At 62.2% G+C, this 24368-nt stretch carries 24 protein-coding genes; 7 read left to right on the forward strand and 17 right to left on the reverse strand.

The features are described from left to right. Nucleotide 1 precedes the first annotated feature (1 nt). A complete protein-coding gene (locus tag LPB73_RS10675; protein ID WP_231080546.1) occupies nucleotides 2-1198 on the reverse strand; it encodes a GAF domain-containing sensor histidine kinase in 1197 nt (398 codons plus the stop codon). A gap of 200 nt (nucleotides 1199-1398) precedes the next feature. Continuing rightward, a complete protein-coding gene (locus LPB73_RS10680; RefSeq protein WP_231080547.1) occupies nucleotides 1399-1914 on the reverse strand; it encodes a BA14K family protein in 516 nt (171 codons plus the stop codon). A gap of 287 nt (nucleotides 1915-2201) precedes the next feature. Between LPB73_RS10680 and LPB73_RS10685 the strand changes: the two genes are divergently transcribed. Continuing rightward, on the forward strand, nucleotides 2202-2612 hold the full coding sequence (locus LPB73_RS10685; RefSeq protein WP_120289328.1) for an NADH:ubiquinone oxidoreductase subunit NDUFA12: 411 nt from the start codon (nucleotides 2202-2204) through the stop codon (nucleotides 2610-2612). 306 nt (nucleotides 2613-2918) lie between these two features. Then, nucleotides 2919-4334, forward strand: a complete 1416-nt coding sequence (aspA, locus tag LPB73_RS10690) for an aspartate ammonia-lyase (protein WP_089264088.1) — start codon at nucleotides 2919-2921, stop codon at nucleotides 4332-4334. Nucleotides 4335-4356: 22 nt separating this feature from the next. Here the strand turns inward: aspA and LPB73_RS10695 are convergent, their stop codons facing one another. Genes LPB73_RS10695 through LPB73_RS10710 form a run of 4 tightly spaced genes read right to left on the reverse strand, consistent with a single transcriptional unit; the run spans nucleotide 4357 to nucleotide 7738 of the window. Further along, the gene (locus tag LPB73_RS10695; protein ID WP_231080548.1) at nucleotides 4357-4794 is read right to left on the reverse strand and encodes a type II 3-dehydroquinate dehydratase; all 438 of its coding nucleotides are present in this window, start codon (nucleotides 4792-4794) and stop codon (nucleotides 4357-4359) included. A gap of 14 nt (nucleotides 4795-4808) precedes the next feature. Then, on the reverse strand, nucleotides 4809-6089 hold the full coding sequence (locus LPB73_RS10700; RefSeq protein WP_231080549.1) for a TRAP transporter large permease subunit: 1281 nt from the start codon (nucleotides 6087-6089) through the stop codon (nucleotides 4809-4811). After that, the gene (locus LPB73_RS10705) at nucleotides 6086-6661 is read right to left on the reverse strand and encodes a TRAP transporter small permease (RefSeq protein ID WP_231080550.1); all 576 of its coding nucleotides are present in this window, start codon (nucleotides 6659-6661) and stop codon (nucleotides 6086-6088) included. The genes LPB73_RS10700 and LPB73_RS10705 overlap by 4 nt, the downstream gene beginning before the upstream one ends. Nucleotides 6662-6718: 57 nt before the next feature. Beyond that, on the reverse strand, nucleotides 6719-7738 hold the full coding sequence (locus tag LPB73_RS10710; protein ID WP_231080551.1) for a TRAP transporter substrate-binding protein: 1020 nt from the start codon (nucleotides 7736-7738) through the stop codon (nucleotides 6719-6721). A 163-nt stretch (nucleotides 7739-7901) separates the two neighbouring features. Here LPB73_RS10710 and LPB73_RS10715 point away from each other — a divergent pair, with 163 nt between their 5' ends. Next, nucleotides 7902-8642: a GntR family transcriptional regulator gene (locus LPB73_RS10715; RefSeq protein WP_231080552.1), complete on the forward strand. Its 741-nt coding sequence runs from the start codon at nucleotides 7902-7904 to the stop codon at nucleotides 8640-8642. On the opposite strand, the gene LPB73_RS10720 is transcribed toward LPB73_RS10715, so the two are convergent. The 3 genes from LPB73_RS10720 to LPB73_RS10730 are packed head-to-tail and all read right to left on the reverse strand — an operon-like array spanning nucleotide 8639 to nucleotide 10915. After that, on the reverse strand, nucleotides 8639-9130 hold the full coding sequence (locus LPB73_RS10720) for a GFA family protein (RefSeq protein ID WP_231080553.1): 492 nt from the start codon (nucleotides 9128-9130) through the stop codon (nucleotides 8639-8641). The two genes, LPB73_RS10715 and LPB73_RS10720, sit on opposite strands and share 4 nt — an antisense overlap. A 30-nt stretch (nucleotides 9131-9160) precedes the next feature. Beyond that, entirely contained in the window at nucleotides 9161-10108 is a 948-nt protein-coding gene (locus tag LPB73_RS10725; protein WP_231080554.1) for an alpha/beta hydrolase, read from the reverse strand. Between the two features lie 27 nt (nucleotides 10109-10135). Continuing rightward, nucleotides 10136-10915, reverse strand: a complete 780-nt coding sequence (locus LPB73_RS10730; protein WP_231080555.1) for an SDR family NAD(P)-dependent oxidoreductase — start codon at nucleotides 10913-10915, stop codon at nucleotides 10136-10138. A gap of 225 nt (nucleotides 10916-11140) precedes the next feature. On the opposite strand from LPB73_RS10730, the gene LPB73_RS10735 reads away from it, so the two are divergent. Beyond that, complete coding sequence (locus LPB73_RS10735) at nucleotides 11141-12061, forward strand: DUF2155 domain-containing protein (protein WP_231080556.1); 921 nt, start codon at nucleotides 11141-11143, stop codon at nucleotides 12059-12061. A 15-nt stretch (nucleotides 12062-12076) separates the two neighbouring features. Here LPB73_RS10735 and aat read toward each other — a convergent pair whose 3' ends face one another. Continuing rightward, the gene (gene aat, locus LPB73_RS10740) at nucleotides 12077-12763 is read right to left on the reverse strand and encodes a leucyl/phenylalanyl-tRNA--protein transferase (RefSeq protein ID WP_231080557.1); all 687 of its coding nucleotides are present in this window, start codon (nucleotides 12761-12763) and stop codon (nucleotides 12077-12079) included. A 287-nt stretch (nucleotides 12764-13050) separates the two neighbouring features. Between aat and LPB73_RS10745 the strand changes: the two genes are divergently transcribed. Continuing rightward, nucleotides 13051-14406, forward strand: coding sequence for an NAD(P)/FAD-dependent oxidoreductase (locus LPB73_RS10745; RefSeq protein WP_231080558.1), 1356 nt, complete (start codon nucleotides 13051-13053; stop codon nucleotides 14404-14406). Nucleotides 14407-14858: 452 nt separating this feature from the next. Continuing rightward, nucleotides 14859-16304, forward strand: coding sequence for a DASS family sodium-coupled anion symporter (locus LPB73_RS10750; protein ID WP_089264098.1), 1446 nt, complete (start codon nucleotides 14859-14861; stop codon nucleotides 16302-16304). Nucleotides 16305-16361: 57 nt separating this feature from the next. Here LPB73_RS10750 and upp read toward each other — a convergent pair whose 3' ends face one another. Genes upp through LPB73_RS10765 form a run of 3 tightly spaced genes read right to left on the reverse strand, consistent with a single transcriptional unit; the run spans nucleotide 16362 to nucleotide 19542 of the window. Continuing rightward, entirely contained in the window at nucleotides 16362-16991 is a 630-nt protein-coding gene (gene upp, locus LPB73_RS10755; RefSeq protein WP_068736713.1) for a uracil phosphoribosyltransferase, read from the reverse strand. Between the two features lie 39 nt (nucleotides 16992-17030). Next, entirely contained in the window at nucleotides 17031-18275 is a 1245-nt protein-coding gene (locus LPB73_RS10760; protein ID WP_256461293.1) for a URC4/urg3 family protein, read from the reverse strand. Between the two features lie 10 nt (nucleotides 18276-18285). Next, entirely contained in the window at nucleotides 18286-19542 is a 1257-nt protein-coding gene (locus tag LPB73_RS10765) for a GTP cyclohydrolase II (protein WP_231080559.1), read from the reverse strand. A 251-nt stretch (nucleotides 19543-19793) separates the two neighbouring features. Between LPB73_RS10765 and LPB73_RS10770 the strand changes: the two genes are divergently transcribed. Further along, entirely contained in the window at nucleotides 19794-20291 is a 498-nt protein-coding gene (locus LPB73_RS10770; RefSeq protein ID WP_231080560.1) for a Crp/Fnr family transcriptional regulator, read from the forward strand. Here LPB73_RS10770 and LPB73_RS10775 read toward each other — a convergent pair. From LPB73_RS10775 to LPB73_RS10790, 4 genes are all read right to left on the reverse strand, one after another. Continuing rightward, a complete protein-coding gene (locus LPB73_RS10775; RefSeq protein WP_231080561.1) occupies nucleotides 20218-21057 on the reverse strand; it encodes a metallophosphoesterase family protein in 840 nt (279 codons plus the stop codon). The two genes, LPB73_RS10770 and LPB73_RS10775, sit on opposite strands and share 74 nt — an antisense overlap. 147 nt (nucleotides 21058-21204) lie before the next feature. Continuing rightward, the gene (locus LPB73_RS10780; RefSeq protein WP_120289356.1) at nucleotides 21205-22299 is read right to left on the reverse strand and encodes a response regulator; all 1095 of its coding nucleotides are present in this window, start codon (nucleotides 22297-22299) and stop codon (nucleotides 21205-21207) included. Then, nucleotides 22296-22736 carry a response regulator gene (locus tag LPB73_RS10785; RefSeq protein WP_089264105.1) on the reverse strand — a complete coding sequence of 147 codons (441 nt, stop codon included), beginning with the start codon at nucleotides 22734-22736 and terminating at the stop codon, nucleotides 22296-22298. Before LPB73_RS10785 ends, LPB73_RS10780 begins: the two co-directional genes overlap by 4 nt. Continuing rightward, a complete protein-coding gene (locus LPB73_RS10790; protein ID WP_231080562.1) occupies nucleotides 22733-24256 on the reverse strand; it encodes a sensor histidine kinase in 1524 nt (507 codons plus the stop codon). Before LPB73_RS10790 ends, LPB73_RS10785 begins: the two co-directional genes overlap by 4 nt. Nucleotides 24257-24368: the final 112 nt, after the last annotated feature.

Here is a 24368-nt window from a genome sequence, read left to right on the forward strand (position 1 = left end):
GCTAGAGCGGTTTCGCCGCCAACGGCACTTTCACTGTGAAATGCGAGCCGTGGGTGAGGTCAGACTTCACCTCGATCACATGGCCGAGTGCTTCGGCCGTGCGCCGAACGATCGATAGTCCGAGGCCAAGGCCCTCGCTGGCCGGATTGATCTGGTGGAAGGCATCGAAGATCGCGGTGAGCTGTTCGGCGGGAATGCCCGTGCCGGAGTCCAGCACCTCGATGGTCACCGCGTTTGCGTGCTTGCGACAGCCGACCAGCACGCGACCGCGCTCGGTATATTTGATGGCATTGCCGACGAGATTGCCAAGGATCGCGCGCAACATGCCGGGATCGCTGACAACCTGCGCCTTGCTCGGCACAATGACGAGGTCGAGGCCCTTGGCTTCGGCATGCAGGCGCCAGTTGGCACTGATCGACTCGAACACGTCAGAGATCGGGAACGATCGCAGGTTCGGAATCCCAAAGCCGGCATCCAGCACAGATGTCTCGGCGAGACGGTCGAGCTCTTCCGCCATCCGCATGCCGGCATCGATGGCATAGCCGAGCCGCTCACGATCCTTCTCGTCGGTCAGCTTGTTGCGGATGCGGTCGATCGCCATGATCATGACCTGCAATGGCTGTTTCAGGTCGTGGCCCGCCACCGCCATCAGGCGACTGATATTGCGCTGAAGCCGATCCGACAGATGCAGCGCCCGGCGGAATTCCATCTGCGCCATGACCTGGCGGGCGAGGGCGGCCAGCACCTCGCGCTGTTCGACCGAGAGCACGCGCGGCTTGTCATCGAGCACGCAGACGGTGCCGAGCGGCAGGCCGTCCGGTGTGCGCAGCAGTGCGCCGGCATAGAAGCGCAAATGGGGCTCGCCGGTCACCAGCGGATTGCATTCGAATCTTGGATCCTTGGTGACGTCCTCGACTTCGAGAAAACTGTGTTCGAGGATCGCGTGCGCGCAAATCGATTGATCCATCGGCGTCTGCCGCACGCCAAGACCGATCTCCGACTTGAACCACTGCCGGCCGTCATCGACGAGGCTAATGATCGAGATCGGCGTCTGGCAGACATAGCTGGCGATCTTGGTGATGTCGTCGAAGGATGGCTCAATGGCGGTGTCGAGGATGCCGTAGGAGCGCAGCGCCTTGAGGCGTTCGGCTTCATTGGGATGGAGCCTGGCGATCTTCGGCTTGTCTGACGCGTCCACTGAACCTGCTCACACCCGACGTCGACCCATCGAACCGGTAGATAGGTCCACATGTCTACCAACACTACGCGCGAGTTCCCTGAATGTCCCCCGTACGCTGCACCCACGTTCTTAGACCTTGAGACAGCAGGCGCAAACCAGAAACGACAAAAGACGATGCCGCGGGGCACCGTCTTTTGCGTAACGCTTAGATCGTCGTGTTACGGGCAGGCGTGACGCAGGCCGTCATAACCGAGATAGGTGCCCGTGCGGACATTGTACGACTTGTAGGTGCGGATGCAGTAGTCAACGTCGCCACCGCCGGTGTCAGGAGCGACTTCGACCACATCCGGCGCGTCGTCATAATAGCTGCTGCCGTAATACGGGCCGCCGCCGTAATAGCCGTAGGAATTCCCGTAATAGCTGCTGGCGGCCAGTCCGCTGCCGATAATGGCGCCGGCTGCGAAGCCCGGGCCGTAACCGCCGCCACGCCAGCCACCACCGCGCCAGCCGCCGCCGTGATTCCAGCCACCGCCGCCGGGGCGCTGGCCGCCATGCCAGCCGCCACCTCCGCCACCAAAGCGCTGACCGCCGCCAGAGAACGTGCCGATCGTGCGCGCACCGCCGGGGCCGACGCCCACGACCTTGGTGTTTTGTGCGTAGCTGGGGGTCACCGCGAAGGCTGGGATGGCCACAGCGACGGCTGCTGCGACACTCAAGATTTTCAAATTCGTCATCGTTTGCTCCTGTCTGGGATGCATCTTCAACCCCCTGAAGGGACTGCCGTTCCCTGCCGCCACGCGGTTATTGCGCAACGACAGAATGATCGTCCGGAACTGTATGCGGCATGAATGGATTGCGCCGTTTCTGCGACTGCAGGTACTTTGGAGGTAGGGTTCGGGGGAGGCCGATACGAGGCATGTCACAATCAGTTGCAGGCGGCGATCGGTCGCGGCGGTAACTGGACATTTGGCGGCCCGGATGGCATCAACAACCCGACGAAAACCTTCGAACGGTTCAAAATATGAAACAGTTTCTGCTGAAATTCTTCACGTGGTGGAGCGGGACGACCTTCGGGACGAACCTGTGGACGTCGCGATTCGGCGAACTGGTTGGCACCGACGAGCAGGGCAACACATATTACCGCACCAAAGGCGGCAAGATCGACCCGACGCTGGGCTTCGAGCGCCGCTGGGTGATTTATAACGGCTATGCCGAAGCCACCAAGATCCCGCCGGACTGGCATGGCTGGATCCACCACACCGTGGACGTGCCGCCGACCGAAGAGAATTATACGCCGCGCGAATGGCAGAAGCCGCATCAGCCGAACCTGACCGGTTCGCCCGCGGCCTATCGTCCGTCGGGCTCGACACTGGCCAGCGGCCGGCGTCCCAAGGCGACCGGCGACTACCAGGCCTGGACGCCGGGCTCGTAACAACTCACCCGTTCTGGACGACCGGTTGTGCGTGCCGCTCTGCGGCGCGCGCGGCCTTGCATTGTTTCCAGCCGCCAGCTTTTGCAGTGAGACCGGCAAGCACGTCCGGCGTGCCGCCTCGGATGAGCCCGCCTTGCAGGGCGGCGCCGGATTGTACTCGATCGACTGGGTTAGAGCGGATACGATATAGCCGTAACATGTGAGTTCGAGATGTTAGGTTTCGAAAGCTCACTGGGCATGATCGGGGACGGGGACGGCTGACGAGATCATTCGTCTGTTCACAGCGACAACTCAGGAAAATCCGACATGACCAACGACACGCGCAGTGAGCACGACCTGTTGGGCAACCGCGATGTTCCGGCCGACGCCTATTACGGCGTTCACACACTGAGAGCCGTCGAAAATTTTCCGATTACCGGGATTCCGATTTCCATCTATCCCGAACTCATCAGTGCGCTTGCCGCGATCAAGCAGGCGGCGGCGCTGTCGAATATGGAGCTGGGGCTGCTCGACAAGTTACGCGGCGATGCGATCATCGCTGCCTGCGAGGAAATTCGCGCCGGTCGCCTGCATGACCAGTTCGTGGTGGACGTCATCCAGGGCGGCGCCGGGACCTCCACCAACATGAACGCGAATGAGGTGATCGCCAATCGTGCGCTGGAAATTCTTGGTCATGGCAAAGGCGACTACGGGTACCTGCACCCGAACGAACAGGTCAATATGAGCCAGAGCACCAACGACGTGTATCCCACGGCGTTGAAGATCGCGACCTATCACGGCGTGTTTCACCTGATCGATGCGATGGCCGTGTTGCGCCAGGGTTTCGAACGCAAGGCCGAAGAGTTCAAGGATGTCCTGAAAATGGGCCGCACCCAGTTGCAGGATGCGGTGCCCATGACGCTCGGTCAGGAGTTCAGCACTTACGGCGTCATGATCGGCGAGGACGAGGACCGGTTGCGCGAGGCAGCACTGCTGATTTGCGAGATCAACATGGGTGCGACAGCCATCGGCACCGGGATCACGTCCCATCCGGACTACGCGCGTCTGGTCTGCCTGCATCTCGTCGCCATCACGGGCATGCCGCTGGTCACCGCTGTAAACCTGATCGAGGCCACGCAGGACTGCGGTTCGTTCGTTCAGCTCTCAGGCGTGCTCAAGCGGGTGGCCGTCAAGATTTCCAAGATCTGCAACGACCTCCGGCTGCTGTCCAGCGGTCCGCGCGCGGGTTTCAATGAGATCAATCTGCCGGCGGTACAGGCAGGTTCCTCGATCATGCCGGGCAAGGTAAACCCGGTTATTCCCGAGGTCGTGAATCAGGTTGCGTTCGAGGTGATAGGCAACGATCTCACGGTGACCTTCGCCGCCGAGGCCGGCCAGCTTCAGCTCAACGCGTTCGAGCCGATCATCGCGCACAGTCTGTTCAAAAGCGTCAGTCATATGCGGGAGGCTTGCCTGACACTGGAAAAGCGTTGTGTCGCGGGTATCACCGCGAACCGCGAACGTCTCCGTGCCTATGTCGAGAATTCGATTGGTCTCGTCACTGCGCTCAATCCCTATATAGGCTACGCCAATGCCACCGCCGTCGCGGTCGAGGCCCATGCGACCGGCCGCAGCGTCTACGATCTGGTGCTGGAAAAAGGTTTGCTACCCGCAGCGACCCTTGCCGCCATTCTCCACCCCGACGTACTCACCAAGCCCCAGAGCATGTTGATCCGCGAATGAAGGCCGCATCGGCCCGGCGCGGTCAACGCGTGGGCATCTGCGCGACCGCCAGCATCGCTGCGACATAGCCGTACGGTCCGAGACCGCAGATCACGGCGGTGGCGGCCTGCGAGAGCACCGAATGGCGATGATACTTGTCGCGCGCGTGGATGTTCGAAATGTGCAGCTCCACGATCGGTCCCTCGAACGCTTTCATCGCGTCGAGCGTGGCGATCGATGTGAACGAATAGCCCGCGGGATTGATGATGATGGCGTCGGCATCCTGACGGGCCGACTGGATGAGATCGACCAATACGCCTTCGTGGTTCGACTGGTGGAACGCCAGCGCCAGTTTGAGTTTGACCGCCTGTTCCTCGCAGCTGGCCTTGATCTGGTCGAGCGTGGTGGTTCCGTAGATATGCGGCTCCCGCACGCCGAGCAGGTTGAGGTTGGGACCGTTGAGGATCATCACGCGTTTCATTATCGAACTTCCTTCTAGCCGCCGAGCCACTTCGCCGGCACCATCACGAGCGACGGAAACAGCGTCAGCAGCGCCAGCACCACCAATTGTGCGATCATGAACGGCCAGACGCCGCGCATGATCTCGTCCATGCTCACCTTCGCCACGCCGCACACCACATTGAGCACCACGCCGACGGGGGGCGTGATCAGTCCGATCGCGTTGTTGATGATGAACAGCACCCCGAAATAGACCGGGTCGATGCCGGCCTCGCGGACGATGGGCATCAATACGGGCGTCAGGATCAGGATGGTCGGGGTCATGTCGAGTGCGGTGCCGACGATGACGACGATGATCATCAACACGATCATCAGCAGCGTCTGGTTGCCCATGAAGGGCCGGGCGAGTTCGACGATCTGGCCGGAAATTTCGGCCACCGTGATCAGCCACGATGACACCAGCGCCGCCGCGACCAGGAACATCACCACGGCAGTGATCTGAGCCGAGCTGATCAGGATATTGACCAGTTGCGGGAAGGTCAGCTCGCGATAGACGAACGTTGCCACGATGAAGGAATAGACTGCGACGACGACGGCCGCCTCGGTCGGAGTGAAGATGCCGAAGCGGAGGCCGACGATGATGATCATCGGCAGCATCAAGGCCCAGAAGCCGTCGATCAGCGCGCGAAAGATCTGCGCCAGGCTCTGGCGCGGCGGGCTCACCGAGTTCTCGTTGCGTGCAACCCACCACCAGGCGAAGCACAGGCTGCCGCCGAGCATCAGGCCCGGCACCACGCCGGCGAGAAATAGTTTTGAGATGGAAACACCGGCGGCAACGCCGAAGATCACGAAGCCGATCGAAGGCGGGATCACCGGCGCGATGATGCCGCCGGCGGCGACGAGGCCGGCTGCGGAGGCGCGGTTATGCCCGGCCGCAACCATCATCGGGACCAGCAATGCGCCGAGCGCGGCGGCGTCGGCGACGGCCGACCCGGACAGCGATGCCAGGATGCAGGAAGTCAGGATCGCGACATAGCCGAGGCCGCCGCGCAGATGGCCGACAAGGGCGATGGCGAAGTTCAGGATGCGGCGGGCGAGGCCACCGGTGTTCATGATCTCGCCGGCCAGGATGAAAAACGGCACCGCCATCAGCGGGAAGGAATCGACGCCATTGATAACGTTCTGCGCGATGATCTGGGAGTCGAAGATATCCAGATAGGTCATCAGCGCGACGCCGCAGATGATCAGGGCGAATGCGATCGGCATGCCGATGGCCATCGCGCCGAGCAGCGAGAACGTGAAGATGCTGATGGTCATCGGCGGTCGTTCCCGTTGGCGGGGGCGGGCGTCGCCGGGACATGCTCCTCAGATTCGCTGATGGCGATCAGCTCCGACGTGGCGAGCTGGCCGGTGAGCAGGCGATAGAGGTCATGCAGCAGGATCGGGATCGAGGCGACGCCGAAGACGAGACCTGCGGCATAGAACAGGCCGACTGAGAGACCGGAGGCGGGCGCCGTCGTGTCCCAGTTCAGCACCGTCTGTTTCCACGAGCCTTCGGTGAGCAATACAGAGGCGTAGAGCATCAGCGCGTGACTGAGCGCGTAGCAGATCTTGCGGCCCGTCGGCGACAGCAGCTTCACGAAACTGTCGACCCCGAGATGGGCGTGTTCGCGGAGGCCGACGATGGCGCCGAGAAACACCATCCAGACGAACAGCCAGCGCGATAGCTCCTCGGAAATGGCGATGCCGGAGTTGAAGACGTAACGCAGCACCACATTGCCGAAGACCAGGATCACCATGGCGGCAAGCAACACCGCCATGACGATCTTGATCGACCGGTAATAGGCTTCGACGATCCTGCTCGTCGCAGTAGTTGATGAAGCGGACATGGATGCTTTCGCAGTGAGCGTGGGGGCGTCGCGTAGTGACGGTTGGTGATGCGCGGCTCAGTCCTTGTGAACGCGCTCAAGTTCGCTGTTGAACAGCTTGACGATCTCCTGATCGTAGTCGGCGGAGAATTTTGCCGCGATCGGCTTGGTCTTGTCGCGCATCTTCGCAAGCTCGGCCGGAGCGATCTCGTTGACCTCCATGCCCTTGGCCTTCAGCTCGCCGATGGAAGCCGCTGCGGCATCGCGGCTGACCTTGCGCTGATAGTCACGGGCCTCGTTGGCGGCATCCTGCAGGATCTTTTGCTCGTCCTTGGAGAGCTTGTCCCAGAACACCTTGCTGACCAGGATGATGTTGGTGGAGTAGGTGTGGTTGGTGACGCTGAGATATTTCTGCACCTCGTAGAACTTGTTCGACAGGATCACCGAGAACGGATTTTCCTGGCCGTCCACCGTGCGTGTTTCCAGCGCGGTGTAGAGCTCGGAGAAGCTCATCGGCACCGGATTGGCGTTGAACGCCTTGAAGGTCTCGAGATAGACCGGGTTCGGGATCACGCGGATCTTGATCCCGTCGAGGTCTTCACCCTTGGTGATCGGGCGGCGGCTGTTGGTGACGTTGCGAAAGCCGAGATCCCAATAGCCGAGACCGATCAGACCCTTCTCCGGCAGCTTGGCAAGCAAAGCCGACCCGAGCGGGCCGTCGAGTAGCGCGTCGGCCTGTTTCGGTGTCGACACGATGAACGGGAAATCGATCAGCCCGTAGTCCTTGACGATGCCGACCAGCGAGGTCGTGGCGGGCGACTGCATTTCCTGAGTGCCGGCGCGCAATGCCGACTGCTGCTGCATCTCGGAGCCAAGCTGGTTGGCGGGATATTCGCGCACCTTCATCTTGCCACCGCTCTTGGCCGCAACGAGTTCGGTGAACTTCTGCACGCCCTTGCTGACGGGATGATCGGTGTTGTTGAGGTGACCCCAGCGGATCGTGCGCTCCTGCACCTGCGCGGATGCAGAGCCGCCTGCGATGGCGAGGGTGGCGGCGATGGCGGCAAGCCAGACGGCGGACTTCGGGTGTACGGACATGTTGAAGCTCCCTTGGATGGTATTTTTACTTCTTGGCGTCACCGTCATCTACGACAAAACAAAAATCAACCGATATTTTACATTATCTATGATGATTTGTCTCTGAGACGCGGGGTGATGTATGGTGGCGTCACGCGACCATTCCTCGTCACCAGGACCCTTCATGCTGGATACCCCCATTGCGGACCGCGCCGGAGAGACCGTCGGCGACAGCGCCTATCGGCGTATCCGCAACGACGTGATTTTCGGCACGCTTGAGCCCGGCCAGAAGCTGAAGCTGGAGAAGATGAGCGTCGCCTATGGCACCAGCGTCTCGACGCTGCGCGAGACACTGAACCGATTGTGCTCGGAAGGCTTCGTCGTCGCCGAAGGCCAGCGCGGCTTCGAGGTTACGTCGATCTCGGCAACCGAATTCCAGCAGATCGCCGAATTGCGCGAACTGCTCGAGGGCCATGCCATCGAGCAGTCTTTCAAATCAGGCGATCTCGACTGGGAAGCGCTGGTGGTCTCGGCTCATCACAAGCTGTCCGCCATGGAAAAGGCCATGCTGGCTGGCGACAAGTCGAAGACCGAGGCCTGGAAGCAGTGCGACTGGCAATTTCACCGCGCGCTGATCGCGGCTTGCGGATCGCAGGTGCTGCTCGATGCATTGTCGGCGGCCTACGACAAATATCTGCGCTACCAGATGCTGGCAGTGGTGTTTCGCGGCGAGGTGGCCGCGGTCGAGCATCGCGAGCTGATGAACGCCGCGCTGGCGCGGGATTCCGCGAAGGCGCGAAAACTGCTGCACACTCACATCCATGACTGTGTAAAGCATGCGCTCGGCAATTCGGACTGGCTGAGACCGGCTCATGCTCCGTCGCGGCAGCAGGTCATCCAGCAGCGCAGGAAACCGAAAACCTAGAACGGTTCGTCGTTTGGAGTCCGTTTCTTCTTTCTTCCCGGACGCTCCCAGACGACACCCGGAAAACCCTTGAGCGGAACCAGCGGCTCGCCGGTGTAGGTCCACTCCTGCAACTCCTCGATGCCGATATGATAAAGCGGCTGCCGGCCGGTGCGGCTTTCGAACAATGCGCGGGGAATGTTGACCATGTGCGGCGAGCGGGCACGTTCGTAGAATAGCGCCGTGCCGCATCTCGCGCAGAAGCTTCGCGATGTTCCCGACGCCTTGTCTTCAAAGCGTGTGATCTCCGCTTCGCCTGCGGTGACGCGGAAACGCTTGCGCCAGCTGCCGACATAGGTGGCGTAGGCGGCGCCATGCGCCTGACGTGTTGCGCGGGAATGATCGTGCCACGCCCAGCGCGCCGGAAAATCGATTTCGAACTGAACCGTGCCGCACAGGCAATGGCCCCTAACCGGACCGCCGGGTGCGATCTTCTCCGGCTTCTTCATCGCGATTGCTCCCGGGGCGCCGCCAGCGCGCTAGCCCAATCCTTTCAGCCATTCCCCCATCTCATGGAGCGCGATGTTTGCTCTGGGCAGGATCTTGCCCATGGTGATGAAGCCGTGGAATTGCCCGGGATAGGTCTTGTAGGCCACGGCGACGCCGGCGTCTGACAGGCGTCTGGCATATTCGTCGCCTTCGTCACGCAGCGGATCGGCGCCGGCGGTCAGCACATAGGCCGGCGGGAGGTCCTTCAGGTTCTCCACGCGGGCAGGTGACGCCCGCCAGTTGTCCACGTCGGCCTTGCTGGTGAGATAGTGATCGGCGAACCAGCGGATGACGTTGTGGGTCAGGAGGCAACTCGTCTCCGGTTCGCTGTGAGAGGGATGGCTCATGCGGAAATCGGTGGCGGGATAGATCAGCAACTGGCCGGCGAGCTTTGGCCCGCCATTGTCCCGCGCATCGATGGCCACGATGGCGGCGAGATTGCCGCCGGCGCTGTCGCCGCCGACGCTGATCTGCTTTGCATCCACATTGAGCTGCACGGCATTGTCGGAGATCCAGCGCGTTGCGGCGATGGCGTCGTCGATGGCGGCGGGAAACTTGTGCTCGGGCGCGAGGCGATAGTCGACCGAGATCACGATCATCTCACCTTCATGCGCAAGAATGCGACACACCACGTCGTGGCTATCGAGATCGCCGATCACCCAGCCGCCGCCATGGAAGAACACCAGGCATGGCGACATGCCGTCCTTTTTGCGCAGGGTCTTTGGTGTGTAGAGCCGCACGGGAATAGTGCCGGCCGGGCCGGGCACCGTCATGGATGTCACCGACGCCAGTTCCGGCGGTTCGGGATTGGCGACCGGGCGCGCTTTCAAATACCATTCGCGCGCTTCCTGGGGCGAGATGGTCTCATAAGGAGGACGGCCGGCATCGCGGAAGACGTTGAGGACGGCGGCGGCATCGGGATCGAGAACAACGGGCATGTGATCTGCTCTTGGTTTTCTTGATGTTTAAGCGGAGGTGCGGCCGCCATCGACTGTGTAAGCGGAGCCGGTGACGTAGCTCGCATCATCGGAGGCGAGGAAGGCGACGATCGGGGAGACTTCCCTGGCAAGACCGAGCCGGCGCTGCGGCACGCGATCGACGACCTTCTCGACCGGGGCAGGCGCCCCGCGGCCGACGCGGGCATCCACAATCGCCGACAGCATGCGGCTGTCGATCAGGCCGGGGCAAACGCAGTTCACGCGCACATTGGTGCCGGTGCATTCCTGCGCCGCGCTCTTGGTGAGGCCGATCACTGCGTGTTTGCTGGCGCTGTAGACGGCGACTTCGGCCGAGCCGATCATGCCGGCGATGGAAGCGGTGTTGATGATCGAGCCCTTGTTGGCCTTCAGCATCACTGGCAGCACGTGCTTCATGCCGAGAAAGACGCCGACCACATTGACGTCGAGCACCCGCCGGAAGTCAGCGAGCGACATCTTCACGATGGGCGTGATCGTGCCTTCGATCCCGGCATTGTTGTAGAAAATGTCGATGGTGCCGAAGCGCTTCACCGTGGCGGCGACATAGCCGATGACGTCTTCCTCGCTGGTGACGTCGGCGGTGAGAGCGAGCGCTTCGGCGGAGGCGGGGAGTTCTGCGACGGCGCGTTTCAAGGCGGCGACATCGCGATCCACCGCGACGATTTTGGCGCCGCGCGCCGCCAGTAGCTTGATGGTCTCGGTGCCGATTACCCCGGCCGCGCCGGTGACGACGGCGATTCTGCCGTCCAGACGGATTCCGTCAGTCATCTTGAACGTTCTCCCCATGCTCCGGTTTGTTCCGGATTGATGGCCGGTCGCGCATCGCGCGCCTGCCTGATGTGGACTATTTCACGGGGAGAATGACCTGACCAGTCGGGCGGTATGGGGAGCAGGGTGCCCTTTCGCCGCCGCATTCGGCGTGTTAACCGGAGGCGATTACGCGGCCATTCTCCTACAATGTCGCGAGCCTGATTCTCGATTGAGCCGCGCCGCATGTTGCGAACCCTGACCATTGCCGGATTTGCGGCCCTTCTGGCCGCCACCTCACTGTCGCCTGCACCTGTGCAAGCGCAGTTCGGTCCGCTGTTCGGCGATCCGCCGCCACGGCCGCCGGGGGCCGTGCCGCGTGGCCAGCAACCCCCGCCGCCCATGGACGACGAGGAAGAGGTGCCGGAACTGCCGCAGGGCCGTCTGTTGCCGACCCGTCCGGGCATGGGCGCACCGCCGCCCGGCGCCGTGCAGTCGCAGCCGCTGGCGCCGCCGCCCGGCAGCAACACCACTATCGTTCCGCAGAACCCGCCGGGGCAGGGACAGGCCCAGCAGCCGGCTGCGCCAGGGCAGCAACAGCCCGGCGTCGCCAACGCGCCGCCTGCCGCCACTCCCGGTGGTCGTCAGCCGCCGAAGGTGGCGCCGCCGACACCAGCCACGCTGCAACCCGGCGATGAGGTCGTTACCGAGCCGCCGGCGCAGAAGATCGTCAACAAGAAGGCGAGCTTCTCTGGTCTGGACAAGATCACCGGCCGCATCATCAATTTCGACGCCGATATCGGCGAGACCGTGCAATTCGGCGCGCTGCGCGTGAAGACGGACGCCTGCTACACGCGTCCGGCCACCGAAGCGGCCAATACCGATGCCTTCGTCGAGGTCGACGAAATCACGCTGCAGGGCGAGGTGAAGCGGATCTTCTCCGGTTGGATGTTCGCGGCCAGTCCGGGCCTGCACGGCGTCGAGCATCCGATCTACGATATCTGGCTGACCGATTGTAAGCAGCCGGAAGCCACGGTTGCGACGACACAGCCCGACGCACCGCGTGCGCCGCCGCCGGCCCAAAAGCGTGCGCCGCCGAAACAGCAGCCGCGCGCCCAGCAGCAGCCCCTGCAGCCGCCGCCGGGCTTCCCGGCGTTCCGGCAGTAAGCGCAACGGCGCGTCTTAAGAGGCGCCGTTCCGTCCCGCGATGATGTCCAGCATCGTCGCGCCCTTCAGCGGGAAATCCGTCGGCAGTCTGTCGAAGTCCGCAATGCCGTCGAGCGACGCGTCGAGCAGCTTGCGATAGCGGGCCCGCGGCACTTCCTGTGCGCCGAAGCTCAGCAGGTGATCGGTGACATATTGGGTGTCGAGCAGCTTGAAATCGCCGGCGATCAGCCGGGCGACCAGATGCACCAGCGCCACCTTCGAGGCGTCGCGCGCATGATGAAACATGCTCTCGCCGAAGAACGCGCGGCCGAGCGAGACGCCATACAGGCCACCGGCCAGCGTGTCGTCCTGCCAGATTTCGACGCTGTGCGCGTGGCCCATCTCATGGAGCTCGCCATAGAGATCGCGGATACGCGTGTTGATCCAGGTGTCCTCCCGGCCCGGCTTTGGCGCGGCACATTCGGCCATCACGCGCTTGAAGGCGGTGTTGACGGTCACGGTGAAAACGTCGGAGCGCACGGTGCGGGCGAGGCGCGAGCTGATGCGAAACCCATCCAGCGGAATGACGCCGCGCTGCTCGGGCTCGACCCAGAACAGGCCGGGATCGTCGGCGCTTTCCGACATCGGGAAGATGCCGCAGGCATAGGCGCGCAGCAGCAGTTCGGGCGTGACCTCGGACGAGGCAGAGTCGCGTGAGCTCATGCGGCCAGCATAGCAGGCGGAGGCGGCGCGGGCGACGGTCTCGGCGCTCGACTGGCGCCGAGCGGATTGAGGGTGCCTCGGAGGATCGGAATCACGAACCAAGCAATGCTTATGCCCGGCATTTGGCTTACTTATTGGATCGGTCCTGGTCGCGCAGGGCACACTGACGCCAACGCGGGCTGATCAATCTGGAACCGCTCAACAACCGGCCTGGCGCGCCCGATTGTTGCTTGATTGTTCGGACGACGGGCATAGCTATCAGGATGCAGGCAGGGAGCCTGTTCACCATGACGAATATCGTGACAATCGACGGCAAGGCATCGATCAGAACGACAACGCCTCATCGGGTGGTCGTTGTCGGCGCCGGCTTCGGCGGGCTGGAGACCGTATATCGGCTGACCGGTTCCGATATCAGCATCACCATTGTCGATAGCCGCAATCATCACCTGTTTCAGCCGCTGCTGTATCAGGTCGCGACCGCATCGCTGGCGACGTCGGAGATCGCTTGGCCGATCCGTTATCTGTTGCGTGGACGCAAGGATGTGACGACACTGCTCGGCACCGTGACCGGCGTGGATGCGGCGGCGCGCCGGGTGCTGCTCGATGACGGGCAGACGCTGCCCTATGACACACTGGTGCTCGCCACGGGTGCCGGCCACGCCTATTTCGGCCATGATGAATGGGAGCCGTTCGCGCCGGGCCTCAAGACGCTGGAAGATGCGACCACGCTGCGCCGCCGTATTCTCACGGCCTTCGAGCGTGCCGAACGCGAGAGCGATCCCGTCAAGCGTGCGGCGCTGCTCACCTTCGTGATCATCGGCGCCGGACCGACTGGTGTCGAACTCGCCGGCACCATCGCGGAGCTCGCGCGGGTGACGCTGCCGGAAGATTTTCGCAATATCGATACGCGCGAGACGCGCGTGGTGCTGATCGAGGCGGGGACACGCGTGCTCGCTGGATTTCCGGAGGATCTGTCGGCCTATGCGCAACGCTCGTTAGAGAAGCTCGGCGTTGAAGTCGCGCTCGGACATGCCGTGTCCGATTGCAACATCGATGGCGTTGTCTATGGCGACAAGGCACTCGGCGCCAGGACGATCATCTGGGCGGCAGGCGTGCGCGCGTCGCCGGCTGCCGAATGGTTGGGCGTTGCCGCTGATCGTGCCGGTCGTCTGCAGGTCAATCCCGATCTTACAGTGCCGGGTCATCCCGAGATATTTGCTGTCGGTGACACCGTGACCATTGCTGCCCCTGACGGCAAGCCAGTACCTGGCATTGCCCCGGCAGCAAAGCAGGAAGGGCGCTATGTGGCGTCAGCAATCAAGCAACGTTTGCGTGGTGAGACGCCCGCACCGTTTCGCTATTCGCATGACGGCAGTCTCGCGCAGATCGGCAAGAAGCTCGCCGTGATCGACTTCGGCCGCGTCAGGCTGCGCGGCGCGCTGGCGTGGTGGATCTGGGGCATCGCCCATATCTACTTCCTGATCGGGTTGCGCAATCGTCTTGCGGTTGCGATCAACTGGCTGTGGATCCACACGCTGGATCAGCGCGGCGCGCGGCTGATCACGCAGGGGCGTGCCGTGGTCGACAGCCAATCCGTGCCGTCGCATAGCGGCGAGGAGAAGCGCGTCAGTTCGGCGCGCTGACTTCCCGGGACGGTTGCCAGGGCGGCTTGGCAAAAATAGATGCCATGGATGTCGTCAAGCGTGGGCGGCACTGATCCAGCATGAGAGCGTCGCCTGACTGTGCGCCCACAGGCCGAGGTACGCGCACGCAATGTGCCGGTGATCGGCAGTGGCGGCTTCACTTATGACCTGTCGTCGGCTTGCTCCCCACGCGGTGAAGAAAACCATCCGATAGACCGGCATTTCCTGCCGCTCCATGTCGCGTTCGGAGCTGCCGGCGCAACGCCGCGCGTAACCGGCTGCATGACAGCGCGACGTTTGCTGCGGATGCGAAAGGAAAGAGAGGCGCGCTCTAAGATGGTGATACATGCGGCGCAGATCGCGTTGGCGGTTGCTCGCCGGGCAACAACTGGTGTTACGTTGCCGGACGTATTGTCGCAGGTACGGCGGCTCGGTTCGCCGGGGGAGAAGCTGTGTCGCTGAGCTGGAAGAAGATTGCACCTCTCGCTGTCTGGCTGGTGCTGTACGTCATCCCGATTCCGGCAGGGCTTGTCGCCAATCAGTGGCATTATTTTGCCGTTTTCGCTGCGGTGATTACCGGCCTGATCCTGGAATCCATGCCTGTTGGCGCGGTCGGTCTGATCGGTCTGACCTTTGCGGGCGTGATGGGATATGTCGAACACGATCCTAACAAGTCGCTGCGCTGGATGTTGAGCGGATTCTCCGAAAGCACGGTGTGGCTGATCGTCGGCGCCTTCGTATTCTCCATCGGCTATCGCAAGAGCGGCCTTGGCAGGCGTCTGGCATTGCTGCTGGTTCGCGGCCTCGGGCGCAACACGGTGGGACTGGGTTACGCCGTTGCGCTGTCTGATCTCGTTCTCGCGCCCGCGACGCCATCGAACACCGCGCGCAGTGGCGGCACGGTCTATCCGATTGTCAGCAACATCCCGAAGATCTACGGATCGGAGCCGGGTCCGACAGCCGGCAGGATCGGTACCTACGTGATGTGGACCGCCTTCGCGGCGACTGCGGTCACGAGTTCGATGTTCCTCACCGCGCTTGCGCCCAATGCGGCTGCACTGAGCATCGCCAAGAAGATCGTGAGCGTGGACGTCGGCTGGTCACAGTGGTTCATCGGCTTCGCGCCGCTCGGCGTGCCGCTGATTTTGCTTCTGCCACTGCTGAGCTACGCAATTTGCCGACCGGAGGTGAAAGAAAGCCCGGAGATCGTGGCGTGGAGCGCGGGTGAACTCGCATCCATGGGCGCGTTGTCGCGTAGCGAATGGATCATGGCCGGACTGGTCGTGCTTGCGATGTTCCTATGGATCACCGGATCCAATCCCGACATCTCGCTGCCTGGCCTCGGTTCGAACTTCATCAATGCGACCATGGTGGTGTTCGTTGTGATCTCGCTGATGCTCGTCACCGGCGTCATCACGTTTTCCGACATCATCGCCGAGAAAGCGGCGTGGGAGGTGTTTTTCTACTTCACATCGCTGCTGACGTTGTCATCCGGCCTCAACGACATCGGCTTCATCAAATGGGCTGCCGCCGGCCTGGCGGCTCCACTCGCCACATTCAGCCCGACCATCGCGATGATCCTGCTGGTCTCGATCTTCTTCTGGATCCACTATTTTTTCTCGAGCATTACAGCGCATGCGGCGGCGATGCTGCCTGTCGTGCTGGCGGTGGGGTCGAGCATTCCCGGAATCCCGATGTCGACCCTGACACTGCTGTGCATCTATTCGCTTGGCCTGATGGGCGTGATCTCGCCCTATGCTACAGGACCGGCGCCGATGTATTTTGGCAGCGGTTATATCGGCAAGGCCGACTTCTGGAAGTTCGGTCTGATCTTCGGGTTGATCTATTTCGCCGGCTTGCTGCTGGTCGTGATGCCCTGGCTGCTGATGATCAACTGAGCCACAGTCCAAGGAAGTGTTGCGTGGTAGGAGGCGCCCGCGTGTCGGCGCACCTCACTACCTGGTGCCGTAAGCACGATCACCGGCGTCACCGAGACCCGGCTCGATATAGGCGTGATCGTTCAGACGATCGTCGATCGCGGCTGTCCAGATCGGCACATCGGGGTGATAACCACGCAGGCGCTCGATACCTTCGGGGGCGGCGAGCAGGCAGACGAAGCGGATGTCCTTAGCGCCGCGTTCCTTGATGCGGTCGATGGCGGCGACGGCCGTGTTCGCTGTGGCCAGCATCGGATCGATCACGATCACCAGACGCTCGTCGAGATTGGTCGGCGCCTTGAAGAAGTACTCCACGGCGACAAATGTTTCGGGGTCGCGGTACAGGCCGATATGCGCGATGCGCGCGGAGGGCACTAGGCCGATCATGCCTTCGACGAAAGAGAGGCCGGCGCGAAGGATCGGTGCGAAGACCAGCTTCTTGCCGGCGATTTCCTTGCCGGTCATCTTCATGATCGGCGTTTCGATCTCGACATCGGTGAGCGGAAGGTCGCGCGTCACCTCGTAGCACAGCAGCATGCCGATTTCGTTGAGCAGTTCGCGAAAGCCCTTGGTCGAGCGGTTCTTGTCGCGGATCAGCGTCAGCTTGTGCTGCACCAGCGGGTGATTAACGATCGTGACGCCGTCCATGAACCTCATCCGTTGCGAGAGTGTAAAACCGTCTTTGATCTAGAAAACCGTACCGTCGCTGATGACCTTCACCGGCGGCGAATGATCCTCGCGGCGCTCGCGCGCCAGGATGCGGCCGGCGGCCCATGTGCCACCTTCGAGCACCTTGGCCAACGGCAGCGACGTCGCGTCGAGCTTCAGTCTTTGTCGCAGGCCGCCGGCGACGCGGTCAAGTAGCGCTACGGTCAGCGCCCGCCATTCCACCACCAGCGGCGACGATACGTCGTGCTCACGCGCGGCGTCAGCAGGATCGCGAAATTTCAGGACACCACCATCGACGAAAAGACCACCATTGCGATATTCGGCCAATCCCGTGAGGCCGTCGATATCGGTCACATCGATGCCTGCGGTCTGCAGCGGTTCGATCAGCGAATAGGCCAGCCATTGCGACAGCTTGTGCAGGGGCACAAGGCCGCTCGTCGCATCCGAGGTCGTCATCGCCGGATGCTTCCAGCAATCACCGAGCGCGATGCCATCCAGCGTCAGCCGCGACGGCCAGATCGGACCAAGTTGCAGCAGCAGTTCCGAGAGGATGGTGGGAGCGGGCAGGCGGCCATTGTCAGCCAGCGACGCCAGGCGGTCGAACAATCCGCCGGGCCGCGCCGTATCCTTCGTGCCGAACACATCGGGCTTCGACGCTACGTGTTCGCCAAGCCGGCGCAGTAGATCGGCGCGGCCGTCGATGCCGACCATTGGATTGGTGTCGGAGACCTGCATACCGCGCTTGAGATCGCTGACGTCGAGCTCTGCGAGCTTGCTGGCATCGGCACGCAGCGGTTGTGCGGGATCGGCAGAGAATGTGCCGCCGGCGAACATCGCGAGGCTCGCGAGACCGAGACCTTCGGAGCGGCCGATGGCCGCGCCGGTTTGGGGATCGGTATAGCGCCAGGTCGGACCGGCCCCGGCATCGAGAAACACGCTGGTGATGGCGAGATCGAATTCCGCGCGTCCGCGTGCCGCGCGATCAGGCCATGAAATGCCATCCGCGACATCGGCCCAGCGATTGTCGCCGGCATTGACGAAGTGACGCCAGCGCGAATGGAACGGGACATCGAGCGACGGATAGGAGGCGCGCGTCGTGTCCAGCACCAGGTTGATCACGTCGTCCATGCGCGTGAGATCGATGCGGAAGTTCGGCAGTTTGTCGTCGAGGCCGAGGTTCAGCATGCGTTGCGCACGGGTGCGCACGGCGTGAGCTGACAGCAAGGAGAGGGCGGCAGAGGCTTCCGGGGTCTGGGGATTCACTGCTGATATCTCAATACTTCTCAAGCCCGCGACCGACGGAGTCGATCAAATCCTGTGGTGTCACCGGGTCCGGCGTGAAGTAGCCGGCCGCCTTCTTGGCGGCGATCTCCACATGCGCATCGGCCGGGATCATGTCGTCGGGGATCGGCACGCGCTCGACGATCTCGACGCCCTGACTGGTCAACGCATCATGCTTCATGTCGCTCATGGAAATGAAGCGATCGATGCGCTTGAGGCCGAGCCAGTGCACCACATCCGGCATCAGCTGCTGGAAGCGCGCGTCCTGCACGCCGGCGACGCATTCGGTGCGTTCGAAATACTGCGCAGCGGCGTCGCCGCCCTCCTGGCGCTTGCGCGCATTGTAGACCAAAAATTTGGTAACCTCGCCGAGCGCACGGCCTTCCTTGCGGTTGTAGATGATGATGCCGAGACCGCCGCACTGGCCGGCGCGTGCGCATTCCTCGATACCGTGAATCAGATAGGGGCGGCAGGTGCAGATATCGGAGCCGAACACGTCGGAGCCGTTGCACTCGTCGTGAACGCGGCAGGTGATCTTGGTCGTGTGATCCGGTAGCTTGCTGACGTCGCCGAACAGATAGGCGGTAGTCCCGCCGATGGGCGGCAGGAACACCTGCAGGTCAGGCCGCGTCACGAGTTCGGGAAACATGCCCGCGGTCTGTTCGAACAGCTGGCGGCGCAGATTGTTCTCGCTGGTATCAAAGCGTTTGGCGAGACCGGGCAGATACCATACGGGATCGATGGCAATCTTGACGACGGAGACGCTGCCATTGGCATGCACGACGTCGCCGTCGTGTTTGAGGCGACCGCCAGCGATCGCGGCCTGCAGCTCGGGCAGATCGAGCCGCGCCTTGGTGATCGCGATGCTCGGGCGGATATCGATGCCTTCGGCGATCTCGGGCGCAAAGTTCTCGGCAACGAGATGACCCCAGGGATCGAGCGATACGATCTTCTCGGGATCGGTCCATTGTCCGAAAGGCCCGACGACAGCAGCGGGATGGGTGTTTGTGAGGTCGGGGCGCTTCAGCGGATCAAGTGCGCCAGATGAAACCGCGAGCGCGCGATAGACCGAATAGGAGCCACCATGGGTGCCAATGACGTTGCGGTCCTGCGGGCGGGAGACGGTGCCGATGACCGGTCCACGTTCGCGTGCGGAGGCTGCGCCCCACTGGATCGGGAAGTGATGCTTGGCGCCCGGCGCAGGATGCGACGTCAGGCGAATATGATCGATCCGGTTGGAACGGCTCATCGCAAAGGCCCCCTAAAATGGCAACGGCCCGTCTGGAAGGACGGGCCTTATTGCTAAGGAAGCAACTAACTATAACTATCTCCCGAACAAATGCAACAGGGTGAAAGACGTGGTAGCCGGGGCGGGACGTCTCGCAAGCTCCGCCGCACCCAATATGCGCTGGTTGCCGACAATTTCGGCGCATTCGGGCCTTGTGTCACGCGATCGTCACGGCGAGCATACGCTTTATCAACCATGTTGGAGTGCCTGATATGCGCGCCGTTCTGGATCATTGCAGCGATGGCGTGAAGCACCGCGTTGCAGCTGGCGATACGATCATCCGGGAAGGACAGACCAGCGGGCATTTGTTCGTGCTGATCGAAGGGCAGCTCGATGTCGTCAAGGGCGACACGGTGGTTGCGAGTTTGACCGAACCCGGTGCTGTGGTCGGTGAAATGTCGGTGCTCCTCGAACAGCCGCATACCGCGACCGTGCGCGCCGCGATGGAGACGCAAGTCTATGAGTTCGAGAATGCGACGGATTTCCTGCGGGATCACCCGACCGTCGCGCTGATGATCGCGCGGCTGCTGGCGCAGCGGCTCAATGTGGCGACGAGCTATCTCGCCGATATCAAGCAGCAATATGCCGGCCATGGTACGCATCTGTCGATGGTCGGTGAACTCCTGGACAACATGGTCAACCTGTCGCCGACGAAGGTGTCGCCAGGTTCGGATCGACACTCGGATCGTCAAGGCGATCCAAGGATCTGAGCCATGCGGGCGCGACCTTGATCGGTAACGCCGGACGCTGCAGCGGAGCGTTCAGATCGATATGGTCAGCGCCTTCCGCCGATAGCCAGAATGCTGTGCCGTCATCGAGGTCGAGTACGATGTAAGTTGGCGGCCGACCGAACTGTCGGCCTGCATTGAACACCCAGGTCTCACCAATCCGGTCATACCATGAGCCGTCTTTGACAAACGGAGACTCATGCACGTGGCCTGAGATCACCATCGCGGGCCGATGCGCCTCGATCCATTGCACCAGTTCGACATCGCCGAAGTAACGCTTGCCGCCCCAGCTCGTCGGCGAGTTGGTCGGCGGTGCGTGATGGACCCAGATCCAGCGTTTTGCACTTTGTGCGGATGCTTCGCTGAGTTGTTGCACGATACGCTGCTGCACCAGCGGACCGTCCCACCATGGGCAAACCGTGAAGAGCGTATCACCGATGGTGAGACTGTCACCATCACAAGCAATGCCGAGTTGTCTGACATCGCCAACCCATCGCGCGATCTTCTCGCCTTCATCGTTGCGTTCGTCGAGATCGTGATTGCCAGAGCACAGGATCACCTTGGTGCGTTGGGCAAGCAGGCCGAGATACTTTTTCACCACCAGGATTTGAGCGCGGAAGTCGACGACCGAGGCGATATCAAGAGCGTCGCCAGCAAAGATCACGAGGTCAAATTGCGGCGCGACGCTCAGCAACCAGTCGAACTGGGGCAGAGAATAATGCAGGTCGGCCACGACAAGGCAGCGCATATGAAATCCGAGGTCCGGAAAGAAAGAGAAATATCAGCAGACTGAAAGTTGCAGTCTAGGCATGCGATGGAACCGCGCAAGGCGAACGGGCGCGGCATATTTGTGCAGGTTGGGAGTGTTTAAGGCGCGGCCGCAGCGCAGACGGGCCTAGCCCGCAGCGCTGACCGGCGGTTTGGCCACGGGCTTGGTGACGGCGCAGAACCGCAGCACGATACGCGTGCCGGCATGGTCGGGATCGCGCTCGACGGAGGCGTCGAGCTTGTTGGCCATGGCATTGACGATGCGCTGGCCCATGCCGGTGGAGCGCGGATCGACTTTCACGTTGAGGCCGACGCCATCGTCAGTGATCGACAGTTCGAGCTGGTCGCCCTGCGCGGTGAGCACGACATGGATCGGGCCGGCTCCGTCGGGATAGGCATATTTGACGGCGTTCATCACCAGTTCGTTGACGATGATGCCGATGGCTACGGCGCGGTCCGGATCGATCTCGACAGATTCGGCCTTCAGCGTCAGGCGCGACATCCGGTTGCCTTCGGCTGAGCGACGGAGATCTTCCAGCAGGGCTTCCAGATACTGATTGAGCAGCACGCTGTTGAGGTCGTGCGAGGTGTACAGCCGGCGATGGACCTGCGCCACGGCGGCGACACGGCCCATGGCATTGGTCAGCGCCACCTTGACGTGATCTTCGCTGGTTGAGTTGGCCTGCAGATGCAGCAGCGAGGCGATGATCTGCAGCGAATTGCCGACACGGTGATTGACCTCGCGCAGCAGCACTTCGCGCTCGGCCGCGAGGGCCGCATAGCGGTCGCGTGACGCGTGGACTTCGGCTTCGGCGTCGTCGCGTGCCTTTGATATCAGGGCCTGTTTAATGGCGGTCGTGCAGGCGACATGCAGCAGCGGCAGGAAGTCGCCCTGGGTGTCCTTCACCAGATAGTCGGCGGCACCTGCCTTGAGGGCGGTGACGGCGATCTTGCTGTCCTGCGACGCCGTGACGAACACCACCGGGGGCGGCGAGGGCAGCTTCTGGATCTGCTCCAGCGTTTCCAACCCGTCGAGGCCCGGCATGTATTGATCGAGCGCGATGACGTCGATGCCACCCTGCTTGATCCGTTCGATCCCGGCTTCGCCATTGTCGCAATGCTCGACGCCAAAGCCCTGCCGCGTCAGGCCGCGCGACACCAGCCGCGCAAGACCTGCGTCGTCATCGATATACAGCAGCGTAGGCGTCGTGGCAGATGTCATGTGGACGCTTGCGGAACCTGAATGACGGAGAAAAACAGACCGAGTTGGCGGATCGCGTTGGCGAAGCTCTCGTAGTTCACGGGCTTGGTGATGTAGACGTTACAGCCCAATTCGTAGCAGCGTTTGATTTCCTGCGCGTCGTCGGTGGTGGTGAGGACCACGACGGGCGCGCATTTGAGAAATTCGTTCTCTTTGACACGCTTCAGGATATCGATCCCGGTCATGTCGGGCAGGTTGAGGTCGAGCAGAATCAGCAGGGCTTCGCCCTTGTGATCGAGGCCAGTGCTATCTTTGCCGAACAGATAGTTGACGGCGTCTGTACCGTTGGTGAACGGGATGATCTCATTATTGACACCCGAGCGCCTGATATTGCGTTCGATCAGACGGGCGTGACCCTCGTCGTCTTCGATCATAATGATGGTAACTGGCTTACTCATGTTTGTTTATCCCGGTTATGCCCCGTCCATCTGGCCGGCAGCGTGACGGTGAAGTTGCTGCCGTTGCCGAGTTCCGATGACACCGACATGGTGCCGCCCATTCGTCGCACCAAAGCGCGCACATGGGCCAATCCGATGCCCTGGCCGGGCTTGTCCTGTGTACCCGCACGGCGGAAAAGATCAAAGATGCGCTGATGATCCCGGGGATCGATGCCGCGGCCGTTGTCGATGATCTCGAAGATCGCAAAGCCCATCTTGGTGCGGCCCTTGACGAGAATGTCGCCAGGGACGCCGGGCTTCAGATATTTCAGCGCATTGTCGATCAGGTTGCCGAAGATCTGTTCCATTGCGAGACGATCGCTCTCGATGTCAGGCAATGGCTCGATGCGGATCTGGGTTTCGGTCTCGGCTGCCTGATGCGCTACGGTGGAAGCGATGCCTTCGATGAGTTCGCGGGTGTCGATCTTCACCGGCTTGAACTCCCGCCGGCCCTCGCGGGTCAGATTGAGAATAGCGCTGATCAAGCGATCCATCTTCCCGATCGACGATTTGATGAAGCCGAGCGCTTCGGTGAAATCGGCGGAGAGTTGCTTGTCCTGTTCGGGCAGCGCCGGCTCCGGCAATTCGCCGTTCACATCGGGCACGACGGGGTCTGCATTGGCGAGCGTTGCGATGCGCCTGAAGATATCGCCGCGCAGCTCTTCGAGCTCGCTGGTGAAGCCCATGATGTTGACCAGCGGCGAGCGGAGGTCGTGGCTGACGATATAGGAGAAGCGCTGCAGCTCGTCGTTGGCTTCGCGCAAGTCGGCGGTGCGCTCCTCAACGGCGGCTTCGAGGTCGATGTTGCTGTCGCGCAACCTGGCCTCCGCCTCATCGCGGGCGTTTGACGAGCGGCGCACGAGGAAGATCGACAGCGCCGCCAGGAGCACCACCAGGCCGGAGCCGGCCACGGTGACCCACGAGGCCCATTGCTGGCTCTGGTCGGCCGTCCGGGTGCGTTCGACGAACAGGCGGCCTTCTTCGGCGCGCATCGCGCGGGTGATATCGGCGATGTCCTGAACGGCCTGATTGGCGCCGCCGCGACGCAGGATGTCGATGCTCGACTGGATGTCGTTGTTCTTGATGCGGTCGATCCCCCTGGCGAATTCCGCCAGTCGCTGCTCGACGGCTGCACGCAGTTTGACCGTGTTGGCGACCTGGGCTGGATTGTCGTTGGCGAGTGCCACCAGTCTGTCGACGGCCGGCAGGATCGCGGCCGCAGAGGTTTCGTATTCGGAAAGGAATTGTGGACCGCTGGACAGCAGATAGGCGCGGGTCGCGCTTTCGGTCCGGCGGATTTCCAGCAGCAGGTTCGATATCTGGTTCTGAACTTCGACGGTGTGGACCACCCACCTGGAATCGTCACGTGCCTGGTTCACCAGGATAACGGAGGCCGCACTGATGGCGGCAAGCACCAGCAATCCCGCCAAGAGCACCAGGATTTGCCATAGCGCTCGCCTGCGGGCGGCGTCAGCGGTCACGTAGTACTCGCTTGGATTGCAGATTGGACTTCAATATGGCCCCCGCCGCCGGACGTCTCCCGGCAGCACAAAAAACGCGGATCGAGGCGATTGGTTCCAGACTGATCCCAAA

The sequence above is a fragment of the Tardiphaga sp. 37S4 genome, from assembly GCF_021044645.1.
Taxonomy (GTDB): Bacteria; Pseudomonadota; Alphaproteobacteria; order Rhizobiales; family Xanthobacteraceae; genus Tardiphaga; species Tardiphaga robiniae.

Bases quoted from the DNA above. Each gene is read 5' to 3' on its own strand.
- LPB73_RS10680 (WP_231080547.1), bottom strand. From the start codon at position 1,914: ATGACGAATTTGAAAATCTTGAGTGTCGCAGCAGCCGTCGCTGTGGCC.
- LPB73_RS10685 (WP_120289328.1), top strand. From the start codon at position 2,202: ATGAAACAGTTTCTGCTGAAATTCTTCACGTGGTGGAGCGGGACGACC.
- aspA (WP_089264088.1), top strand. From the start codon at position 2,919: ATGACCAACGACACGCGCAGTGAGCACGACCTGTTGGGCAACCGCGAT.
- LPB73_RS10695 (WP_231080548.1), bottom strand. From the start codon at position 4,794: ATGAAACGCGTGATGATCCTCAACGGTCCCAACCTCAACCTGCTCGGC.
- LPB73_RS10700 (WP_231080549.1), bottom strand. From the start codon at position 6,089: ATGACCATCAGCATCTTCACGTTCTCGCTGCTCGGCGCGATGGCCATC.
- LPB73_RS10705 (WP_231080550.1), bottom strand. From the start codon at position 6,661: ATGTCCGCTTCATCAACTACTGCGACGAGCAGGATCGTCGAAGCCTAT.
- LPB73_RS10710 (WP_231080551.1), bottom strand. From the start codon at position 7,738: ATGTCCGTACACCCGAAGTCCGCCGTCTGGCTTGCCGCCATCGCCGCC.
- LPB73_RS10715 (WP_231080552.1), top strand. From the start codon at position 7,902: ATGCTGGATACCCCCATTGCGGACCGCGCCGGAGAGACCGTCGGCGAC.
- LPB73_RS10720 (WP_231080553.1), bottom strand. From the start codon at position 9,130: ATGAAGAAGCCGGAGAAGATCGCACCCGGCGGTCCGGTTAGGGGCCAT.
- LPB73_RS10725 (WP_231080554.1), bottom strand. From the start codon at position 10,108: ATGCCCGTTGTTCTCGATCCCGATGCCGCCGCCGTCCTCAACGTCTTC.
- LPB73_RS10730 (WP_231080555.1), bottom strand. From the start codon at position 10,915: ATGACTGACGGAATCCGTCTGGACGGCAGAATCGCCGTCGTCACCGGC.
- LPB73_RS10735 (WP_231080556.1), top strand. From the start codon at position 11,141: ATGTTGCGAACCCTGACCATTGCCGGATTTGCGGCCCTTCTGGCCGCC.
- aat (WP_231080557.1), bottom strand. From the start codon at position 12,763: ATGAGCTCACGCGACTCTGCCTCGTCCGAGGTCACGCCCGAACTGCTG.
- LPB73_RS10745 (WP_231080558.1), top strand. From the start codon at position 13,051: ATGACGAATATCGTGACAATCGACGGCAAGGCATCGATCAGAACGACA.
- upp (WP_068736713.1), bottom strand. From the start codon at position 16,991: ATGGACGGCGTCACGATCGTTAATCACCCGCTGGTGCAGCACAAGCTG.
- LPB73_RS10765 (WP_231080559.1), bottom strand. From the start codon at position 19,542: ATGAGCCGTTCCAACCGGATCGATCATATTCGCCTGACGTCGCATCCT.
- LPB73_RS10770 (WP_231080560.1), top strand. From the start codon at position 19,794: ATGCGCGCCGTTCTGGATCATTGCAGCGATGGCGTGAAGCACCGCGTT.
- LPB73_RS10775 (WP_231080561.1), bottom strand. From the start codon at position 21,057: ATGCGCTGCCTTGTCGTGGCCGACCTGCATTATTCTCTGCCCCAGTTC.
- LPB73_RS10780 (WP_120289356.1), bottom strand. From the start codon at position 22,299: ATGACATCTGCCACGACGCCTACGCTGCTGTATATCGATGACGACGCA.
- LPB73_RS10785 (WP_089264105.1), bottom strand. From the start codon at position 22,736: ATGAGTAAGCCAGTTACCATCATTATGATCGAAGACGACGAGGGTCAC.